The organism is Vibrio sp. 1249-1 (assembly GCF_033340495.1).
In genome coordinates, this window is record NZ_JAWOWJ010000006.1 from 144,454 (window position 1) to 163,398 (window position 18,945).

Here is an 18,945-nt window from a genome sequence, read left to right on the forward strand (position 1 = left end):
AGGTAGAAAAGAGAGGCGGGCAATGCATATTTACAAGCTAATTATTTAAACTTTCTGAGTGCTTGATGGACTGTGTTTATATCTTACTCGTGAAGGTACGAGTGATGACGTCTTGCTGTTGCTCTGTCGTTAGAGAGTTAAAACGTACCGCATAACCAGACACTCGAATCGTCAACTGAGGGTATTTCTCTGGATGTTCAACCGCATCCAATAACATCTCTCGGTCTAGAACGTTGACGTTAAGGTGTTGACCACCTTCAATCGCAATGCCCTCGTTGCTTGCTTCGTGATGGAAGTAACCATCCATTAGCGCAGCTAGGTTTTTCTTCTGACTTAATTCATCTTTACCCAGTGCGTTAGGCACAATTGAGAAGGTGTAAGAAATACCATCTTTCGCGTAAGCAAACGGCAGTTTAGATACCGATGCCAAAGACGCAACCGCCCCTTTTTCATCACGACCGTGCATTGGGTTTGCACCCGGGCCAAAAGGCATACCTGCGCGACGGCCATCTGGTGTATTACCCGTTTTTTTGCCGTAAACCACGTTAGATGTGATCGTTAGGATCGATTGAGTTGGCACTGCTTCGCGGTAGGTGTGCATCTTCTGAATTTTCTTCATGAAGCGCTCAACCAGATCACAAGCGATGTCATCAACACGGGCATCATTGTTACCAAATTTTGGATAATCACCTTCGATTTCAAAATCAACGGCGATGCCATCTTCATCACGAACAGGTTTCACGGTCGCGTATTTAATTGCTGCCAAAGAGTCTGCGACAACAGACAGACCTGCAATACCACACGCCATCGTGCGGTGCACGTCGCGATCCATCAGTGCCATCAGTGACGCTTCGTAGCTGTAACGGTCATGTGAGTAATGGATGATGTTCAACGCTGTGACGTATTGCGTTGCTAACCATTCCAACATGTTGTCGAAACGAGGCATCAAAGCGTCAAAGTCGAGAATTTCATCTTGAACTTTGTCCACTACCGGACCAACTTGCGCTTTCGATTTTTCATCGATACCACCATTGATGGTGTAAAGCAGTGCTTTTGCAAGGTTGGCACGTGCACCAAAAAATTGCATGTGCTGACCAACAATCTGCGGGCTCACACAACAGGCAATCGCGTAGTCGTCATTGTTGAAATCAGGACGCATTAGATCGTCGTTTTCGTATTGAACCGAAGAGGTATCAATCGACACTTTTGCAGCATATTGTTTGAACGCTTCAGGCAATTGCTCTGACCAAAGAATCGTCATGTTTGGCTCAGGAGCAGGGCCCATAGTATGTAGCGTATGTAAGTATCGGAATGTCGTTTTAGATACTAGCGTACGGCCATCAACACCCATACCTGCCATGGCTTCTGTTGCCCAGATTGGGTCGCCAGAGAACAATGAATCGTATTCTGGTGTGCGTAGGAAGCGAACCATCCGTAGCTTCATGATGAAGTGGTCAATCATTTCTTGCGCTTGTGATTCATCAATCAAACCGTTTGCGATATCGCGTTCTAGATAGACGTCTAGGAAAGTCGAAGTACGGCCCAGTGACATTGCTGCGCCGTTTTGCGATTTAACCGCCGCTAGGTAGCCAAAGTAGGTAAATTGGATCGCTTCTTGTGCTGTTTTTGCAGGTAGCGACATATCAATGCCGTATTTCAGACCCATTTGACGAATGTCTTCAAGTGCTTGAACTTGATCGGCTATTTCTTCGCGAAGACGAAGTGTTTTCTCAAGATCGTTGCCTTGTTCTAAGAACGTTTGTGTTGAATTGTATTGTTCTTTTTTGTCTGCTTTTAAGAAGTCGATACCGTATAGGGCGAGACGGCGATAGTCACCAATGATACGACCACGGCCATAGGCATCAGGAAGACCCGTAATGATGCCGGATTTACGACACGCTAGGATTTCTTTGGTGTAAAGGTCGAAACACGCTTTGTTGTGAGTTTTACGGTACTCAGTGAAGATTTTTTCAACCGTTGGATCCAGCTCGCGGCCATAAACTTCGCAAGAGTTTTTGACCATGCGAATCCCGCCATTGGCGATGATTGCACGTTTTAGCGGTTGATCAGTTTGTAAGCCAACGATCTTTTCCAGATCTTTGTTGATGTAGCCTGCATCGTGGGAAGTGATTGTTGAGGGCAAGTCTGTGTCAAAATCAATAGGGGCGTGTGTGCGGCTTTCTTGTTTTATGCCTTCAAGCACTTGGTTCCATAATGCTGAAGTGGATTCGCTAACTTCAGCTAAGAAAGTCTCGTCTCCCTCATAGGGTGTATAGTTTTTTTGGATGAAGTCACGAGTGTTGACAGAGTTTTGCCATTCACCAGCAGTAAATCCAGCCCATGCATCTAGCATGTCAGTTGTCGGAATAGTCATAAGTAAATCCCTAAGTTATTGATAATTAGAATGGAGGCGACGAGTAGGACGGAACCATTCTTAACCATTTTAATCGTATGGATTTATTTGTTATGAGTAAAATGAATGCTTTTCATTTTTTTAATGATTAAATTGCATTAATAATAGATTCAACTATTTACGATTGTGTTTTGCTAGAAAAGAGACAGAATTAAATGTGTGGTGCTGTGAGAACACTATCTATGACAATGTTATGAGTTCTGTAATTTGAACTTATTTCGGTGTGATTTTATGGCGCCTAGATTGGCTTAGATTTCATGGCGATTAAGATACAAAAAAGCCGTGTCTTGCGACACGGCTTTTCTATAATCTGGCTCCTCCTGCTGGGCTCGAACCAGCGACCTGCGGATTAACAGTCCGTCGCTCTACCAACTGAGCTAAGGAGGAATTGCTTTGCTTGAAAGCGGGAAGAATCTTACCGAGCACTCAAACTACTGTCAACAGTAAAAAAATACATTTTTAGCAAAAAATATTGAGTTAAGGGCTTTACTTTTCTGTATGGCTTGCCAGTAAAGGCTCGAGGTTAGTTATCCACTAAATTTGTGGATAAGTATGTTGATGAGATATGGGTAAAGAAAATTGATATGCAACTAGGTTTTTATTTAATGAATTTTTAGTCGGAATTATGCGTAAAATAAGCAAATAAAACAGAGATTTATCGATGTTAATCAAAAGGTATTCAAAGTGGATAAAAATCAATCTTTTGGGGATAAGAAAGTTTTAAGCTAATTTTTGGGGAAAAGTTGTGGAAACTATAATGTGAAGAATGTGTGTAGCTCTTCAACTAGGGCGAAGTACTATATCAGAGTCACTTTTGTATGGCTATAGCATTCTAGACAAACAAGAAAATTTATTAACAATGATGGGTAAATTCTCGATAGACGTAGATTTCATTAGCTAAGGTGTATATATATACAGCCTTAGCGCAGTAAAATTGAGGAAGGGTATGAGTAAAGTCTATGAATTGGTCTCCGATTATCAGCCGTCGGGCGATCAACCAGGAGCGATCAATCAGTTGCTTGAGGGGCTCGATGCTGGGCTAGCACATCAAACATTGTTGGGGGTCACAGGCTCAGGTAAAACCTTCACACTAGCGAATGTGATTGCTCAAGCCCAACGACCTGCAATATTACTTGCGCCAAACAAAACGCTTGCTGCTCAGTTATATGGTGAGATGAAGTCATTCTTTCCTAATAATGCGGTTGAGTATTTTGTTTCTTACTACGATTACTACCAACCTGAAGCATACGTTCCCACAACAGATACTTTCATTGAAAAGGACGCTTCGGTTAACGCCCACATTGAGCAAATGCGACTGTCTGCCACTAAAGCTTTATTGGAACGGAAAGACGCTATTATCGTTGCTTCGGTTTCAGCTATCTATGGTTTGGGTGATCCGGAATCCTACTTACAAATGATGCTTCATTTGCGACGTGGAGATGTGATTGATCAGCGTGATATGCTTCGTCGCCTAGCGGAGCTCCAATACTCGCGCAATGATGTTGCTTTTGAGCGAGGGCAGTTCCGTGTCCGTGGCGAGGTGATTGATATATTCCCTGCTGAATCAGACCAAGACGCTGTGCGCGTTGAGATGTTTGACGATGAGGTGGATTGCATCAGTGTGTTCGACCCATTGACAGGCGTGGTCAAACAACGAGACTTGCCGCGCTATACCATCTATCCCAAGACGCACTATGTGACGCCAAGAGATCGCATTCTTGAAGCGATTGAAAATATTAAAGTCGAACTAGAAGTGCGCAAAAAGCAGCTTCTAGATAACAACAAGCTACTGGAAGAGCAGCGAATTAGCCAGCGCACTCAATTCGATATCGAAATGATGAATGAGTTGGGCTTTTGCTCCGGTATCGAAAACTATTCTCGTTATCTCAGTGGACGCTCGGAAGGTGAGCCGCCACCAACCCTGTTTGACTACTTACCTCATGATGGCTTGTTGATCATCGATGAATCTCACGTGACAGTACCGCAGATAGGTGCCATGTATAAAGGCGACCGTTCGCGTAAAGAAACGCTGGTGGAGTTTGGTTTCCGGTTACCTTCAGCTTTGGATAATCGTCCACTGAAGTTTGAGGAGTTTGAAGCACTAGCGCCACAAACGATTTTCGTCTCTGCTACTCCTGGAAATTATGAACTAGAAAAATCGGCGGGTGATGTAGCGGATCAAGTCGTTCGTCCTACAGGCTTGCTTGACCCTGAGTTGGAAGTTCGCCCAGTAGCGACCCAAGTCGACGACCTATTGTCTGAGATCCGTATTCGCGCTGCTAAAGATGAACGAGTTCTAGTTACAACACTGACCAAACGAATGGCTGAAGATCTCACCGAATACCTTCACGAACATGATGTTAAGGTACGTTATTTACACTCAGACATTGATACTGTTGAGCGTGTGGAAATTATCCGTGACCTTCGTCTTGGGGAATTTGACGTGCTGGTGGGAATAAACTTATTGAGAGAGGGCCTGGATATGCCAGAGGTCTCGTTAGTTGCAATTTTGGATGCGGATAAAGAGGGCTTCTTGCGGTCTGAACGCTCACTCATTCAGACCATTGGTCGTGCTGCACGAAACATCGAAGGTAAGGCGATTTTATACGCTGACCGAATCACCAACTCAATGAAAAAGGCGATGGATGAAACTAACCGTCGTCGCGAGAAGCAGGAAGCGTACAACGAAGAAATGGGTATTTCGCCACAAGCGCTCAAACGAAATATCAAAGACATCATGGAACTTGGCGATATCACTAAGTCTAAACGCCAGCGTAACACTAAACAGGTACCATTATCGAAAGTGGCGGAGCCTTCGCAAACTTACGAGGCACTGTCCCCTCAGCAGCTAGAAAAAGAAATCAGTCGACTGGAGGCAGCGATGTATCAGCATGCGCAAGATTTAGAATTTGAGTTAGCGGCACAAAAGCGTGACGAGATTGAAAAACTACGAGCGCAGTTCATCGCAAATAGTTGAACAAACTTACCGATTTAACTATCCAAGCATTTTAGGTCGCTTGTAAAAAAAGAAGCCAATAGGCAGTCGGGTCTATTGGCTTGTTTTGTGAACATATCGTTCACTAACAACGTCAGTTGGCTAGGTGACCCGAGGGGTCACTATCGTTACAGCATGGTTTGTGCCACTTTTTAAATAATTGATATTATTTTTGAATTTTTTCCTTTGCCCATAATTTAGCTAATGTTATTTGCAAAATGCAAAGCGTAATGCGATTATTGTTTAAAACACAACAAAATAATAGCTAGGTTATGCAACAAAAACCCGAAGGCCCAAAGTCTCGTTACCTTTTAATGGTCGAGGACACCGCATCTGTTGCGGCTCTGTACCGCTCATACCTGACACCGCTTGGCATAGATATCAATATTGTCGGCACAGGTAGGGATGCCATTGAGAGCCTAAATCATCGAATTCCAGATCTTATTTTACTCGATCTCCGTCTGCCAGATATGACGGGGATGGACGTTTTACATGCCGTTAAAAAGAGTCATCCCGACGTACCTATAATTTTTATGACCGCTCACGGTTCTATCGATACCGCTGTCGAGGCCATGCGTCATGGCTCACAAGACTTTCTAATTAAACCGTGTGAAGCAGACCGTTTACGTGTCACGGTTAACAATGCAATTCGTAAAGCGACCAAGCTAAAAAATGAAGCCGATAATCCAGGCAATCAGAGCTATCAGGGGTTTATCGGCAGTAGCCAAACCATGCAGCAGGTTTACCGTACGATAGATTCAGCGGCGAGCAGTAAAGCGAGTATTTTTATCACAGGTGAAAGTGGAACTGGTAAAGAGGTATGTGCCGAGGCTATTCACGCAGCAAGTAAACGTGGTGACAAACCTTTTATTGCAATTAACTGTGCTGCAATTCCAAAAGATTTGATTGAGAGTGAACTGTTTGGTCACGTAAAAGGGGCCTTTACTGGCGCTGCGAATGATCGTCAAGGGGCAGCTGAGTTAGCGGATGGCGGCACACTTTTTCTAGATGAGCTTTGTGAGATGGACTTGGATTTACAAACCAAGTTGCTACGATTTATTCAAACGGGCACATTCCAAAAAGTGGGTTCCTCAAAAATGAAGAGCGTGGATGTGCGCTTTGTTTGTGCCACTAACCGTGATCCCTGGAAAGAGGTACAAGAAGGTCGATTCCGTGAAGATTTGTACTATCGTTTGTATGTCATTCCTTTGCATTTACCGCCTTTACGCGAACGAGGCGAAGATGTTATTGAAATTGCATACTCACTGTTAGGTTACATGTCACACGAAGAAGGAAAAAGCTTCATACGTTTTGCGCCTGATGTCATCGAGCGATTCAACAGCTATGAGTGGCCGGGTAACGTTCGTCAGTTACAAAACGTGCTACGCAATATCGTTGTTCTAAACAACGGTAAAGAGATTACGTTGGACATGTTACCGCCCCCGTTGAATCAACCGCTTGACCGTCCGTCGTCTGTGGCTAAATTAATTGAGCCGAAAGCGATGACCGCATCTGAGATTATGCCATTATGGATGACGGAAAAAATGGCAATCGAGCAAGCGATTGAAGCATGTGATGGCAATATTCCTCGAGCGGCGGGATATCTTGATGTCAGTCCGTCGACGATTTACCGCAAGTTACAGGCATGGAACGGCAAGGAAGAGCGGCAAAAAGTATGAGTGTAAATGTATTAAATCAGCAAAAAATAGATGAACTGTCGATGGAAATTGGCAGTGACAACGTACCTGTACTGTTCGATATCTTCCTAGGAGAAATGGATACCTATATCGAGAACTTATCCCAACTGCAGGGGGCAGAGCGATTAGCTTACTCAAAAGAAATCAGCCACGCGTTGAAAAGTAGTGCTGCGAGCTTTGGGGCAGATCGCCTTTGTGAACTGGCTATGTCCATAGACAAAAAAGCGAAAGTCGGTGAGTTGACTGCGGAGTCTGAGGAGTTAGAGGCTATATTCGATCTTTTGCACGAAACTCGAGATGCTTATCGCTCTTGGCGACAGTAGCTATTTATTCCTATTAACCATTTTTCTTAGTAAACATCTGTTCTTACTGGATGCCTGAACTAAAACCCTTCGATGACAGAAGGGTTTTCATTATCAATAAACAACTTAAAAGAGGGCGCTAGTCAGGAAACGTGCTCCTAGATAGAAAGTTGTAGCTGATTTTCAATCGCTAGTTTGAGCTTGTTTCTATCGTGACGCCAGTCTCGGTTAGAGGAGGCGAGTGACTCCGTCACTACATTCCATTGACTTAAGACGTCTTGCTCGGTTTTCTCTGCTAGAACCACGTCTATTTTTCTTCCTTGGCAGGCACGTTCACACCATTCTAATTTTTGAGCCATCGTCATTCGTCCTGCTGGGCCGTATTCTGGACTCAGGTTAGCAACAAAAATGACTTTTGCTTTTGTGTTTGCTGCAATCGCTTTGCCGAGTTCAGGCAGCAATAAAGGAGGCATGATACTAGTTAAAAAACTGCCAGGGCCAAGAATAATCGCGTCCGCTTCCGCCAAAGCTGTGATGGCTTCTTTGGTGGCAGGCACTTCTGGTGAAAGGTCCAAACGTCGCAGGTCTGCTTTCATTTCGTCGACATTTGTTTCTCCCGTAACCCACTTCCCATCTACGGATAACGCGGAAAGATCCGAAGGGTGTTCGGACATAGGAAGGATGTTAACGTCGACTTTTAACATATTGCGAATCAGATTAATGGCATCTAAAGGCCTGACCGATAAGTTATCGAGTGCAGTAAGCATCAAATTACCAAGATTATGACCATCAAGTTCGCCAGTGCCTTTGAAGCGATATTCAAACATCATCGAACTGATTGAAGGCTCTGTAATGAGCTGATTAATACAGTTACGTGTGTCTCCCCAAGCGATTCCTCCTTGGCAGTGACGAATTCTTCCTGTTGAACCACCATTGTCAGTCGTGGCAACAATCCCAGTTGCATTGCTGCCAAAATCTCGTAATGCGGCCAGCATTCGACCTAAGCCATGACCACCGCCAACAGCGACCACTTTTTTATCTGTGTAGATATTCATTATGTTCTTCTAATAATCTAATAAAAAACGGCTACAATTTATCTTAAGGAGTGTCTTAAAGGTACTCACTTAGCGGTAAATTGTGTCTCTAGAGAGTTTTTTATCACTCAAGTCTGGATTCCATTACAAATATTAAGTATTTTACACCGCAAAGCTATCAGAGATTTCATATCTCTGGTTGCCATAACTCCGAGCTCACTATTGCTAAGTCCTTGGATAGGCGTTTTGAGCCAGTGGCATACTGTCACAAGGGCATGATTGGAAATGGCCATGCCTCCCGTGTTTGGAAAGGTGTTCCGTGGCGCAACAATTCGAAGACAAATTTCATCGTAAGTTTTATTACTTGCGTCTGTCTGTGACCGACGTATGTAATTTCAAATGTACCTATTGCCTTCCTGATGGCTATAAGCCTTCGGGCAATAAAAACTCGTCTTTTTTATCTCTCCCTGAAATCAAACGGGTCGTAAAAGCATTCGCTGATTGTGGCACGTCAAAAGTGCGCATCACTGGTGGTGAGCCTAGCTTACGCAAAGATTTTACCGACATTATCCATTCAGTAGCGGCGACGCCTGGCATTCAAAAAGTTGCAACGACAACCAATGGCTACCGCATGGCAAAACAAGTCGCAGAATGGCGTGAAGCGGGTTTAACCCACATTAATGTCAGTGTGGATAGCCTTGACCCGCGTATGTTTCATCAAATCACAGGTGAAAATAAGTTTACTGAAGTCATGAATGGTATCGAACGTGCGTTCGAGGTCGGTTATGAGCAAGTAAAAGTTAATGTGGTGTTGATGAAAGATCTGAACCATCACGAGCTGCCAGCGTTTCTTAACTGGATAAAAGATCGTCCAATCCAACTGCGTTTCATTGAGTTGATGCAAACGGGTGAGATGGATGAGCTATTTAATAAGCACCATGTATCCGGAGTGGCAATCCGTAACCAGCTAATTGCAAATGGTTGGTTGCTGAAAGTGCGCTCGCATAATGATGGTCCTGCGCAAGTATTTGTTCATCCTGATTACAAGGGTGAAATAGGTCTTATCATGCCTTATGAAAAAGACTTTTGTGAAAGCTGCAACCGACTGCGCGTTTCTGCGATGGGTAAGCTGCACCTATGTCTGTTTGGAGACCACGGTGTAGAATTGCGTGATCTTTTGGAACGTGATGAGCAAGAGAGTGAGCTTATTGAACGTATCCAGGCGCAGTTACAAACCAAGTCGGTAAGCCATTTCTTGCATGATGGCAATACTGGTATGACGCCACACCTCGCGTCTATCGGCGGCTAACTTCATTCAATTTTTAGAGCGAGTTCACTGATAAGCTGGCTCTAACTTTTTCCGAATCGATACCAAGCGTATCAAAGCTAATTAAGAGAATAGGTGAACAAATGGGTCACGCTGAAAGCAAATTCCAACCTGCAAATATTGCCGTTCTAACGGTATCTGACACTCGTACTGAAGAAAACGATACCTCTGGTCGTTACCTAGCTGAGCATGCTCAAGAAGCGGGTCACAACGTAGTAGACAAGCAAATTGTTATTGATGACATGTACAAGATCCGCGCGATTGTTTCTCAATGGATTGCTGATGAAAGCGTACAAGCGATCATGATTACTGGCGGTACAGGTTTCACCTCACGTGATAGCACGCCAGAAGCACTTAAGCCTCTATTTGATAAAGAAGTTGAAGGTTTTGGTGAGTTGTTCCGTATGGTGTCGTACGAAGAGATCGGTACGTCTACGATTCAGTCTCGTGCGATTGCTGGTTTTGCTAACCACACCGTGATCTTCGCAATGCCTGGTTCAACTGGTGCGTGCCGCACAGGCTGGACAAAAATTATTAAACAGCAGTTGGATGCAAGTCATCGCCCTTGTAACTTCATGCCACACCTATCTGTATAACCTTTCCTAAAAGCGAAGGAAAAACAATGACCCAATTTACACATATCAATGCTTCTGGCGAAGCAAACATGGTTGACGTGTCAGCAAAAACGGAGACGGTTCGTGAAGCTCATGCTGAAGCATTTGTTCACATGGCCCCAGAAACACTTCAACTGATTGTCTCTGGCCAGCACCACAAAGGTGATGTATTTGCGACGGCTCGTATTGCTGGTATTCAAGCTGCGAAGAAAACCTGGGATTTGATTCCACTTTGTCATCCGCTACTACTCTCTAAAGTTGAAGTTCAACTGGAAGCTATCGAAGCAGAAAACAAAGTTCGCATCGAATCAGTATGTAAACTTGCGGGTAAAACTGGTGTGGAAATGGAAGCGCTCACGGCAGCTTCCGTTGCTGCTCTAACGATTTACGATATGTGTAAAGCAGTACAAAAAGACATGGTCATTGGTCAAGTTCGTCTATTAGAGAAAACGGGTGGTAAATCTGGTCACTTTAAGGTGGAATCATGATTAAAGTACTTTTCTTTGCTCAAACTCGCGAGCTGATTGGCATCGACAGTGTTGAGTTAGACGGGCCGTTTGAAACGGTTGAATCAATTCGTGCACATCTAGTGGAAGAAGGCACTGAGAAAGATGGCAAGTGGGATTTAGCACTCGAGTCAGGAAAGCTACTTGCTGCAGTGAACCAATCTATCGTCCCTCTGGATACACAAGTAAAAGCAGGTGATGAAGTTGCGTTTTTCCCGCCGGTAACTGGGGGTTAAGATGGATTCTCGTGTTTCTGTACAAATTGAAGACTTTTCGGTTGAGCAAGAATATCAACGTCTATCTGAAGGGACGGCTGCCGGCGCTGTCGTTACATTCGTTGGTAAAGTTCGAGATATGAACCTTGGGGATAATGTGATTGGTTTACATCTAGAGCACTATCCGGGGATGACAGAGAAGAGCTTGAGCGACATTTGCGATCAAGCTGAGTCTCGCTGGCCACTATTAGGTGTACGCGTGATTCATCGTGTCGGAGACATGGATAGCGGTGATCAAATTGTATTTGTGGGCGTTTCTAGTGCGCACCGCGGCGCGGCATTTGATGCGTGCGAGTTCATCATGGATTATCTGAAGACCCAAGCACCATTTTGGAAAAAAGAGCGTACGACGAATGAAGATCGTTGGATTGAGTCGCGCGACACCGATCATCAAGCTGCACAGCGTTGGGAAAAATAGAACTAACCCGCATTCTAGTGAAAAAAGCTAAGTGCTAATGGCACTTAGCTTTTTTTGTATTTATCTTCATTGTATTGCTCACTTTGTTTCAATATTTCCTATCTTTTGTCTGGTGATATTCTTCACAATAAAAGCTTTTTGCCCAATATATAAACAATTATTTGTTAGACTTGATTTGTCATAAATGTTAAATGATGTGTAAATATCTAGCATAAGATGCTAGTAAATGGTTTAAACTCAGATTAATCGAAAGTTTCGCCTGTTAAATGTCGCTTCTGGTCTTTATTTGGCTGGTGAATGCTTTGGAGTTAGAGTTTACTGCTAGATATGTGTGGTTTGGTCAGCATTATTGGTTTTTTTGCTACATTTTTATGGCAAATTACTTCAATGATTGCTAATGTGTGCCGCAGTCTTTGTAAGGTTTTAGACTTTTGTGCTCAGAAAGTGCACTAAAAAAATCTAAAACTCTGACCGTTCCAGGCCCTTACAAAGAAGTCATGGATGCTAACGAAAAAATTTGGAGTTTTACGCATGTATAAGAATAAAATCACGCGCGCTTTATTTATTGGTGCTGGTCTTTCTCTCGCTCTAGCTGGTTGTGGTGAAAAGCCTGCGGAGAAACAAGCTGCTGAGCCTGCTCCGGCTCCAGCCCCTGAAGCTAAATCTGATTCTAAAGAGCCAAAACTTGCTGCTGTTCAAGAATTGGTGCGTGGTAACGGTACAGAAGTTGCGACAATAGACCCTCATAAATCTCAAGGTGTTCCAGAATCCCACGTGATTCGCGATCTTCTTGAAGGCCTTGTAAACCAAGATGCGGACGGTAACACTATCCCTGGTGTTGCAGAATCTTGGGAAACTGAAGACAACAAAACATACACTTTCCACTTACGTGAAGACGCAAAATGGTCAAACGGTGATCCTGTCACTGCAGGTGATTTCGTTTACAGCTTCCAACGCGCAGTCGATCCAGCAACCGCCTCTCCATATGCTTGGTACATGGAATACACCAAGATGAAGAACGCAAAAGACATTGTTGCGGGTAAAAAAGATAAGAGCGAGTTAGGTGTTAAAGCGGTTGACGATCACACGTTAGTGGTTGAGTTAGATACTGCAGTACCATATTTTGTAATGATGATGGGCCACACGACAGTGAAACCTGTTCATCAAGCAACTGTTGAAAAGTTCGGCGATCAATGGACGAAGCCAGAGAACTTTGTAGGTAACGGTGCTTATGTTGTTGACAACTGGGTTGTAAACGAGCGTTTGGTTCTAAAACGTAACGAACAGTACTGGGACAACGAAAACACGACGCTTGACCAAGTTACTTTCCTACCAATCGAGAACCAAGTAGCGGAAATGAACCGCTTCCTAGCGGGTGAAATCGACTTCACGAACGAGCTGCCTACAGAGCACTTCAAGCGTCTGAAGAAAGAGCACCCACAAGAAGTGTCTGTAACCGGTAACTTATGTACTTACTACTACATCTTCAATACGAAGAAAAAGCCGTTTGATGATGTTCGTGTGCGTAAAGCGATTTCTTATGCGATTGACCGTAACATTGTGACTGATGCGATTTTAGGTCAAGGTCAAAAGCCAGCTTACTTCCTAACACCTGAAATTACGGCAGGTTTCAACCCAGAAATTCCTGCATACGGCAAAATGACGCAAGAAGAGCGTAACGCAGAAGCTGCGCGTCTATTGGAAGAAGCGGGTTACGGCGCAGACAACCCTCTTGAATTTAACCTTCTATACAATACATCAGAGAACCACAAGAAACTTGCGGTTGCACTGGGTTCAATGTGGAAGAAGACGCTTGGTCTAGACGTTACGCTAGAAAACCAAGAGTGGAAAACTTACCTATCTACCAAAGATTCTGGCAACTTTGAGGTTGCTCGTGCAGGTTGGTGTGGCGACTACAACGAAGCTTCATCTTTCCTAACGCTGATGATGAGTAATAACACTACTGGTGGTATTCACTACGACAGCAAAGAGTACGATGCGATCATGAACAAAGCATTTGCTTCAACTTCTGACGAAGAGCGCCAAGCACTTTACCTAGAAGCAGAGAAGTTGATGGCCAAAGATATGCCAATCGCACCTATCTACCAGTACGTGAAATCACGTCTACTATCACCGAAAGTTGGTGGCTTCCCAGTAAATAACGCGGAAGACAAGATTTACTCTAAAGATCTCTACATCACAGAGTAATTCGTAACTCGATAGAACTATAAAAATGAGGCCCTACATGTGAGAAATTGCATGTAGCGCCTATCTTTAGTCCAAAAGAATTGGACGACTTCTTTAATTTAACTGTCACAGACTGAAAGAGTGAGTTTATGCTTAAATTCATCGCAAAAAGGATATTTGAGGCGATCCCAACAATGTTGGTTTTGATCACCGTATCTTTCTTTCTTATGCGCTTTGCACCGGGAAACCCTTTCTCGACAGAGCGTCCATTGCCACCCGAAGTAATGGCAAATATCGAAGCTAAATATGGCTTGGATAAACCTGTATTTGAACAATACACCACGTATTTGACCAATGTTATCCAAGGTGATTTCGGACCGTCATTTAAATACCTTGATTACTCAGTAAACGAGCTGATCGCGGTTGCCTTACCTGTTTCGGCTAAAGTGGGCTTCATCGCCTTTATCTTTACTTTGATAATGGGGGTTACCGTCGGTACCATTGCTGCGCTCAAGCAAAATACTTGGATTGATTACACCATTATGTCGACTGCGATGCTTGGTGTCGTAATGCCATCCTTTGTATTAGCGCCTGCGCTTATCTACATATTCTCGCTTCATTGGAATATCTTCCCTGCGGGCGGTTGGCAAGATGGTAGCTGGCAGTATTTAGTGCTTCCTGTTATTGGTATGTCGCTACTGTATGTTGCTACCTTTGCTCGTATCACGCGTGGTTCGATGATCGAAACCCTAAACAGTAACTTTATTCGTACGGCACGTGCTAAAGGTCTAAGTTACCGTTATATCATTATCAAACACGCTCTTAAGCCGGCACTTCTCCCTGTTGTTTCTTACATGGGCCCAGCTTTCGTAGGTATCATCACCGGTTCCGTTGTTATCGAAACCATTTTTGGTCTGCCTGGTATTGGTAAACTATTCGTTAACGCTGCGTTTAACCGTGACTACTCGCTAGTAATGGGGGTAACCATTCTGATTGGTTTCCTATTCATTCTATTCAACGCGATTGTAGATATTTTACTTGCAATGATTGACCCGAAAATTCGCTACTAACAGGGACGTTTGGTTATGTTAACGAAAAAAGAAAACCTAGAAGCGATTGAGAAATTCTCCGAAAACTTGGAGATTGAAGGTCGCAGTCTTTGGCAAGATGCTCGTATCCGTTTCATGCGCAACAAAGCGGCGATGGTGAGCTTATTCCTTCTTGTTCTAATGACGTTGGCGGTTATTATCCTGCCAATGATCGCACCGTACACATTTGATGATACTGACTGGTACGCGATGCACGTTGCACCGAATGCTGACCATTGGTTTGGTACTGACAGCTTAGGCCGTGATTTATACGTGCGTACGCTAATTGGAGGTCGTATTTCGTTGATGGTAGGTGTTATGGGTGCATTTGTAGCGGTACTGATTGGTACGCTCTACGGCGCAGCATCTGGTTTCATCGGCGGTAAAGTTGACCGCGTAATGATGCGTATTCTAGAAATTTTATACGCGGTACCGTTTATGTTCCTGGTGATTGTACTGGTAACATTCTTCGGTCGTAACATCATGCTGATCTTCGTTGCGATTGGTGCTATCGCATGGCTAGATATGGCGCGTATCGTACGTGGTCAGACTCTTAGTCTACGTAGCAAGGAGTTTATCGAAGCGGCACATGTGTGTGGTGTAAGCAACTGGAAAATCATTACTCGTCATATCGTACCGAACGTACTGGGTATTGTAGCGGTATACTCTACGCTGCTTATCCCAAATATGATTCTAACGGAATCATTCCTATCATTCCTTGGTCTTGGTGTTCAGGAACCAATGACAAGTTGGGGCGCTCTTCTACAAGAAGGTGCACAGACAATGGAAGTAGCAATCTGGCAGCTGGCATTCCCAGCAGTGTTCATGGTTGTGACGCTATTCTGCTTCAACTACGTTGGTGACGGCCTGCGCGATGCGCTGGATCCAAAAGACAGATAATTAAAAGATAAGATTAAGGAAGCAATGATGAGCTTATTAGATGTCAAAGATCTGCGCGTCGAATTCACCACGCAAGATGGTATCGTAACCGCAGTAAACGATTTGAACTTCTCTCTCAACCAAGGCGAAACCTTAGGTATCGTTGGAGAGTCGGGATCAGGTAAATCTCAAACCGTATTCGCAATCATGGGCCTTTTGGCTAAGAACGGTATTATTTCTGGTAGCGCAAAGTTTGAAGGCAAAGAAATCCTAAACTTACCGGAAAAAGAACTGAACAAAGTGCGTGCGGAACAGATCGCAATGATCTTCCAAGACCCAATGACATCACTGAACCCTTACATGAAAGTGAGTGATCAGTTGATGGAAGTGCTTATGCTGCACAAAGGCATGGGCAAAGCGGAAGCATTTGAAGAATCAGTACGCATGCTGGAAGCGGTAAAAATCCCTGAAGCGCGTAAGCGTATCACGATGTACCCGCATGAGTTTTCAGGCGGTATGCGTCAGCGTGTAATGATCGCGATGGCGTTGTTATGTCGTCCTAAACTGCTTATTGCCGATGAGCCAACAACAGCACTTGATGTGACGGTACAAGCACAGATCATGGACTTGTTGAATGAGCTGAAATCTGAGTTCAACACAGCGATCATCATGATCACGCACGACCTTGGTGTGGTTGCAGGTTCGTGTGACAAGGTGCTGGTGATGTATGCAGGCCGTACTATGGAGTACGGCAACGTAAACGAAATTTTCTACAATCCAAGCCATCCTTATGCGGAGGGGCTGCTGAAGGCGATTCCTCGCCTCGATACTGAGGGTGAAATTCTGCCGACCATTCCTGGTAATCCACCAAACTTGCTTCGTCTACCGCCGGGCTGCCCTTATCAAGAGCGCTGTCACCGTGTGATGGATCGTTGTAAGCGCGAGGCGCCAATTCTGACACCATTTGGTGATGGTCGTCAGCGTGCATGTTTTTCTGAATGGGAGGCTTGGAACAAATGAACGCAGTAGACAAAAAACTAATTCTGGACATTTCTGAGCTGAAAGTTCACTTCAGCATTGCCTCAAAGTCGGCATGGCCGTGGTCAAAGCCTTCGAGCCTGAAAGCGGTAGATGGCGTGAACGTTCGACTATACGAAGGGGAAACGCTTGGTGTAGTAGGTGAGTCAGGTTGTGGTAAATCGACGTTTGCTCGTGCCATCATTGGTCTGGTTGAAGCTACTGACGGCCAAGTAGTTTGGTTGGGTCAAGACCTTACTAAAATGAAAAGCGTTCAGCGCCGTGAGACGCGTAAAGAAATTCAGATGATTTTCCAAGACCCATTGGCATCGCTGAATCCGCGTATGACTGTTGGTGATATCATTGCTGAACCTCTTGAGACATTCTATCCAGAACTGTCTAAGCAGGAAGTGAAAGATCGCGTTAAAGAGATGATGGCGAAAGTTGGCCTATTACCTAACGTGATTAACCGTTACCCACACGAGTTCTCGGGTGGTCAGTGTCAGCGTATCGGGATAGCGCGTGCGCTTATCCTTAAGCCTAAGATGATCATTTGTGACGAGCCAGTATCGGCGCTTGATGTATCTATTCAAGCTCAGGTGGTTAACCTACTTAAAGAGATTCAAAAAGAGTTAGGGCTTTCTCTGGTATTCATTGCGCATGACTTGTCTGTCGTTAAACACATTTCAGATCGCGTTTTAGTTATGTATTTAGGTAATGCCGTGGAACTTGGCGAGGCCGAGGCTCTGTTTGCTGATCCTAAGCACCCATATACGCGTGCGCTGATGTCTGCGGTTCCGATCCCGGACCCGGATATTGAGCGCAATAAGAAAATCCAAATGCTAGAGGGTGATCTTCCTTCACCTATCAACCCACCGTCGGGTTGTGTATTCCGCACTCGTTGCCCACAAGCAACCGAAGAGTGTGCGAAGACGAAGCCAACCATTTTAGGTAATGACGTTCACGCGGTATCTTGTTTACACGTTAGTGTATAAATTCAGCCTGTGACGGGCTTAAGCGCGACACCTTCATCGGGTCGCGCTTTTTTTATGTGTCTGATTTATACATTCGAATTTCTTGAACATGATGTCCTAAGTTCGATGATTCTCTGTTTGATAGGAAACGCTAATATAGACACAAACAGAACGAGAGGAGAGCAATCATGGGTAAGTTGGTTGAAGGTGTTTGGCAAGATGTCTGGTATGACACAAAATCAAATGGTGGCAAATTTGTGCGCGAAGATGCCGGATTCCGTAACTGGGTTAAAAACGACCCTGATGCGGAGTTTACGCCAGAGTCCGGTCGATACCATTTGTATGTCTCTCTTGCTTGTCCTTGGGCACATCGAACCCTCATTTTCCGCAAGCTGAAAGGTTTAGAACCACATATTGATGTCACGGTCGTTTGCCCTGATATGCTCAGCCAAGGTTGGCAAATGGGGCTTCCTGAGCCATTGTTTGGTCACACGCGCATGTATCAAATTTACACGCAGGCCAAACCCGATTACACGGGCCGCGTAACCGTGCCTGTACTTTGGGATAAAAAGACCAATACTATTGTGTCGAACGAGTCGTCAGAGATCATTCGTATGTTTAACTCGGAGTTCAATGCGTTAACAGGGAATCACGACGACTACTATCCAGAACATCTAAAACACGTTATTGATGAGTGGAACGATTTTGTTTATCCGAATGTCAACAACGGAGTGTATCGTTGTGGCTTCGCGACTACGCAAGAGGCGTATGAAGAAGCGTTTGATTCTTTGTTTAATGCGTTAGATAAAATCGATGCTCACCTAGCGACGCATCGTTACTTAGCAGGGAACACAATTACTGAGGCGGATTGGCGTTTGTTTACGACTCTTATTCGTTTTGATGCGGTGTATGTGGGGCATTTCAAGTGTAACAAGCAGCGCATCGCAGACTACGAAAATATACAAGGCTACTTAAAAGAGTTGTATCAAGTTGAAGGCGTCGAAGACACGACGGATTTCTATCACATTAAACGCCACTACTACTTCAGCCACACAGGGATTAATCCGACGCAAGTTGTACCAAAAGGGCCTGATTTAGACCTAAATACTCCTCATGGAAGAGAAAGGATTGGCTAGTTTGCTGCTTCCATCGCAAATGAAAAAGTACTTAACGGTTAGCAATGCCGTTAAGTACTTTTGTGTCATCTAAATACCGGGAG

The 18,945-nt window shown here is 44.4% G+C and carries 16 protein-coding genes, 1 tRNA gene and 1 riboswitch; of the genes, 14 read left to right on the plus strand and 3 right to left on the minus strand.

The annotated features are described in order from the left end of the window. Positions 1 to 76: 76 nt before the first annotated feature. Complete coding sequence (gene pflB, locus R7Z50_RS13135) at positions 77 to 2,374, minus strand: formate C-acetyltransferase (RefSeq protein ID WP_054576231.1); 2,298 nt, start codon at positions 2,372 to 2,374, stop codon at positions 77 to 79. A gap of 350 nt (positions 2,375 to 2,724) precedes the next feature. After that, positions 2,725 to 2,800 (minus strand) — tRNA-Asn (locus R7Z50_RS13140). Between the two features lie 559 nt (positions 2,801 to 3,359). Here R7Z50_RS13140 and uvrB point away from each other — a divergent pair. From uvrB to luxU, 3 genes are all read left to right on the plus strand, one after another. Beyond that, on the plus strand, positions 3,360 to 5,390 hold the full coding sequence (gene uvrB / locus R7Z50_RS13145; protein WP_017636056.1) for an excinuclease ABC subunit UvrB: 2,031 nt from the start codon (positions 3,360 to 3,362) through the stop codon (positions 5,388 to 5,390). A 290-nt stretch (positions 5,391 to 5,680) separates the two neighbouring features. Then, positions 5,681 to 7,087 carry a quorum-sensing sigma-54 dependent transcriptional regulator LuxO gene (gene luxO / locus R7Z50_RS13150; RefSeq protein WP_005380768.1) on the plus strand — a complete coding sequence of 469 codons (1,407 nt, stop codon included), beginning with the start codon at positions 5,681 to 5,683 and terminating at the stop codon, positions 7,085 to 7,087. Continuing rightward, a complete protein-coding gene (gene luxU, locus R7Z50_RS13155; RefSeq protein ID WP_171344339.1) occupies positions 7,084 to 7,428 on the plus strand; it encodes a quorum-sensing phosphorelay protein LuxU in 345 nt (114 codons plus the stop codon). The genes luxO and luxU overlap by 4 nt, the downstream gene beginning before the upstream one ends. A gap of 137 nt (positions 7,429 to 7,565) precedes the next feature. Here the strand turns inward: luxU and R7Z50_RS13160 are convergent, their stop codons facing one another. After that, a complete protein-coding gene (locus R7Z50_RS13160; RefSeq protein ID WP_005388931.1) occupies positions 7,566 to 8,462 on the minus strand; it encodes a YvcK family protein in 897 nt (298 codons plus the stop codon). Between the two features lie 175 nt (positions 8,463 to 8,637). Further along, a riboswitch (molybdenum cofactor riboswitch) is annotated at positions 8,638 to 8,772 on the plus strand. Here R7Z50_RS13160 and moaA point away from each other — a divergent pair. From moaA to R7Z50_RS13215, 11 genes are all read left to right on the plus strand, one after another. Beyond that, positions 8,761 to 9,750, plus strand: a complete 990-nt coding sequence (gene moaA / locus R7Z50_RS13165) for a GTP 3',8-cyclase MoaA (RefSeq protein WP_171344338.1) — start codon at positions 8,761 to 8,763, stop codon at positions 9,748 to 9,750. (Overlaps the previous riboswitch by 12 nt.) Before the next feature lie 101 nt (positions 9,751 to 9,851). Then, positions 9,852 to 10,364: a molybdenum cofactor biosynthesis protein B gene (gene moaB, locus R7Z50_RS13170; protein WP_005388935.1), complete on the plus strand. Its 513-nt coding sequence runs from the start codon at positions 9,852 to 9,854 to the stop codon at positions 10,362 to 10,364. A gap of 26 nt (positions 10,365 to 10,390) precedes the next feature. Continuing rightward, positions 10,391 to 10,870 (plus strand): cyclic pyranopterin monophosphate synthase MoaC, encoded by a 480-nt coding sequence (gene moaC, locus R7Z50_RS13175; RefSeq protein ID WP_171344337.1) that lies wholly within the window; start codon positions 10,391 to 10,393, stop codon positions 10,868 to 10,870. Beyond that, positions 10,867 to 11,124 carry a molybdopterin synthase sulfur carrier subunit gene (moaD, locus tag R7Z50_RS13180; protein WP_005380780.1) on the plus strand — a complete coding sequence of 86 codons (258 nt, stop codon included), beginning with the start codon at positions 10,867 to 10,869 and terminating at the stop codon, positions 11,122 to 11,124. The genes moaC and moaD overlap by 4 nt, the downstream gene beginning before the upstream one ends. A gap of 1 nt (position 11,125) precedes the next feature. Then, positions 11,126 to 11,581 (plus strand): molybdopterin synthase catalytic subunit MoaE, encoded by a 456-nt coding sequence (gene moaE, locus R7Z50_RS13185; RefSeq protein WP_005380781.1) that lies wholly within the window; start codon positions 11,126 to 11,128, stop codon positions 11,579 to 11,581. 531 nt (positions 11,582 to 12,112) lie between these two features. Further along, a complete protein-coding gene (locus R7Z50_RS13190) occupies positions 12,113 to 13,789 on the plus strand; it encodes an ABC transporter substrate-binding protein (RefSeq protein WP_017633862.1) in 1,677 nt (558 codons plus the stop codon). A 128-nt stretch (positions 13,790 to 13,917) separates the two neighbouring features. Beyond that, a complete protein-coding gene (oppB, locus tag R7Z50_RS13195) occupies positions 13,918 to 14,838 on the plus strand; it encodes an oligopeptide ABC transporter permease OppB (RefSeq protein ID WP_005380786.1) in 921 nt (306 codons plus the stop codon). Between the two features lie 15 nt (positions 14,839 to 14,853). Then, entirely contained in the window at positions 14,854 to 15,756 is a 903-nt protein-coding gene (oppC, locus tag R7Z50_RS13200; protein ID WP_176311099.1) for an oligopeptide ABC transporter permease OppC, read from the plus strand. Positions 15,757 to 15,783: 27 nt separating this feature from the next. Beyond that, positions 15,784 to 16,755, plus strand: a complete 972-nt coding sequence (locus tag R7Z50_RS13205) for an ABC transporter ATP-binding protein (RefSeq protein WP_005380792.1) — start codon at positions 15,784 to 15,786, stop codon at positions 16,753 to 16,755. Further along, entirely contained in the window at positions 16,734 to 17,747 is a 1,014-nt protein-coding gene (gene oppF / locus R7Z50_RS13210) for a murein tripeptide/oligopeptide ABC transporter ATP binding protein OppF (protein WP_005387265.1), read from the plus strand. The genes R7Z50_RS13205 and oppF overlap by 22 nt, the downstream gene beginning before the upstream one ends. A 167-nt stretch (positions 17,748 to 17,914) precedes the next feature. Then, positions 17,915 to 18,862, plus strand: a complete 948-nt coding sequence (locus R7Z50_RS13215) for a glutathione S-transferase family protein (protein WP_042523110.1) — start codon at positions 17,915 to 17,917, stop codon at positions 18,860 to 18,862. The last annotated feature ends 83 nt before the right edge of the window (positions 18,863 to 18,945 follow it).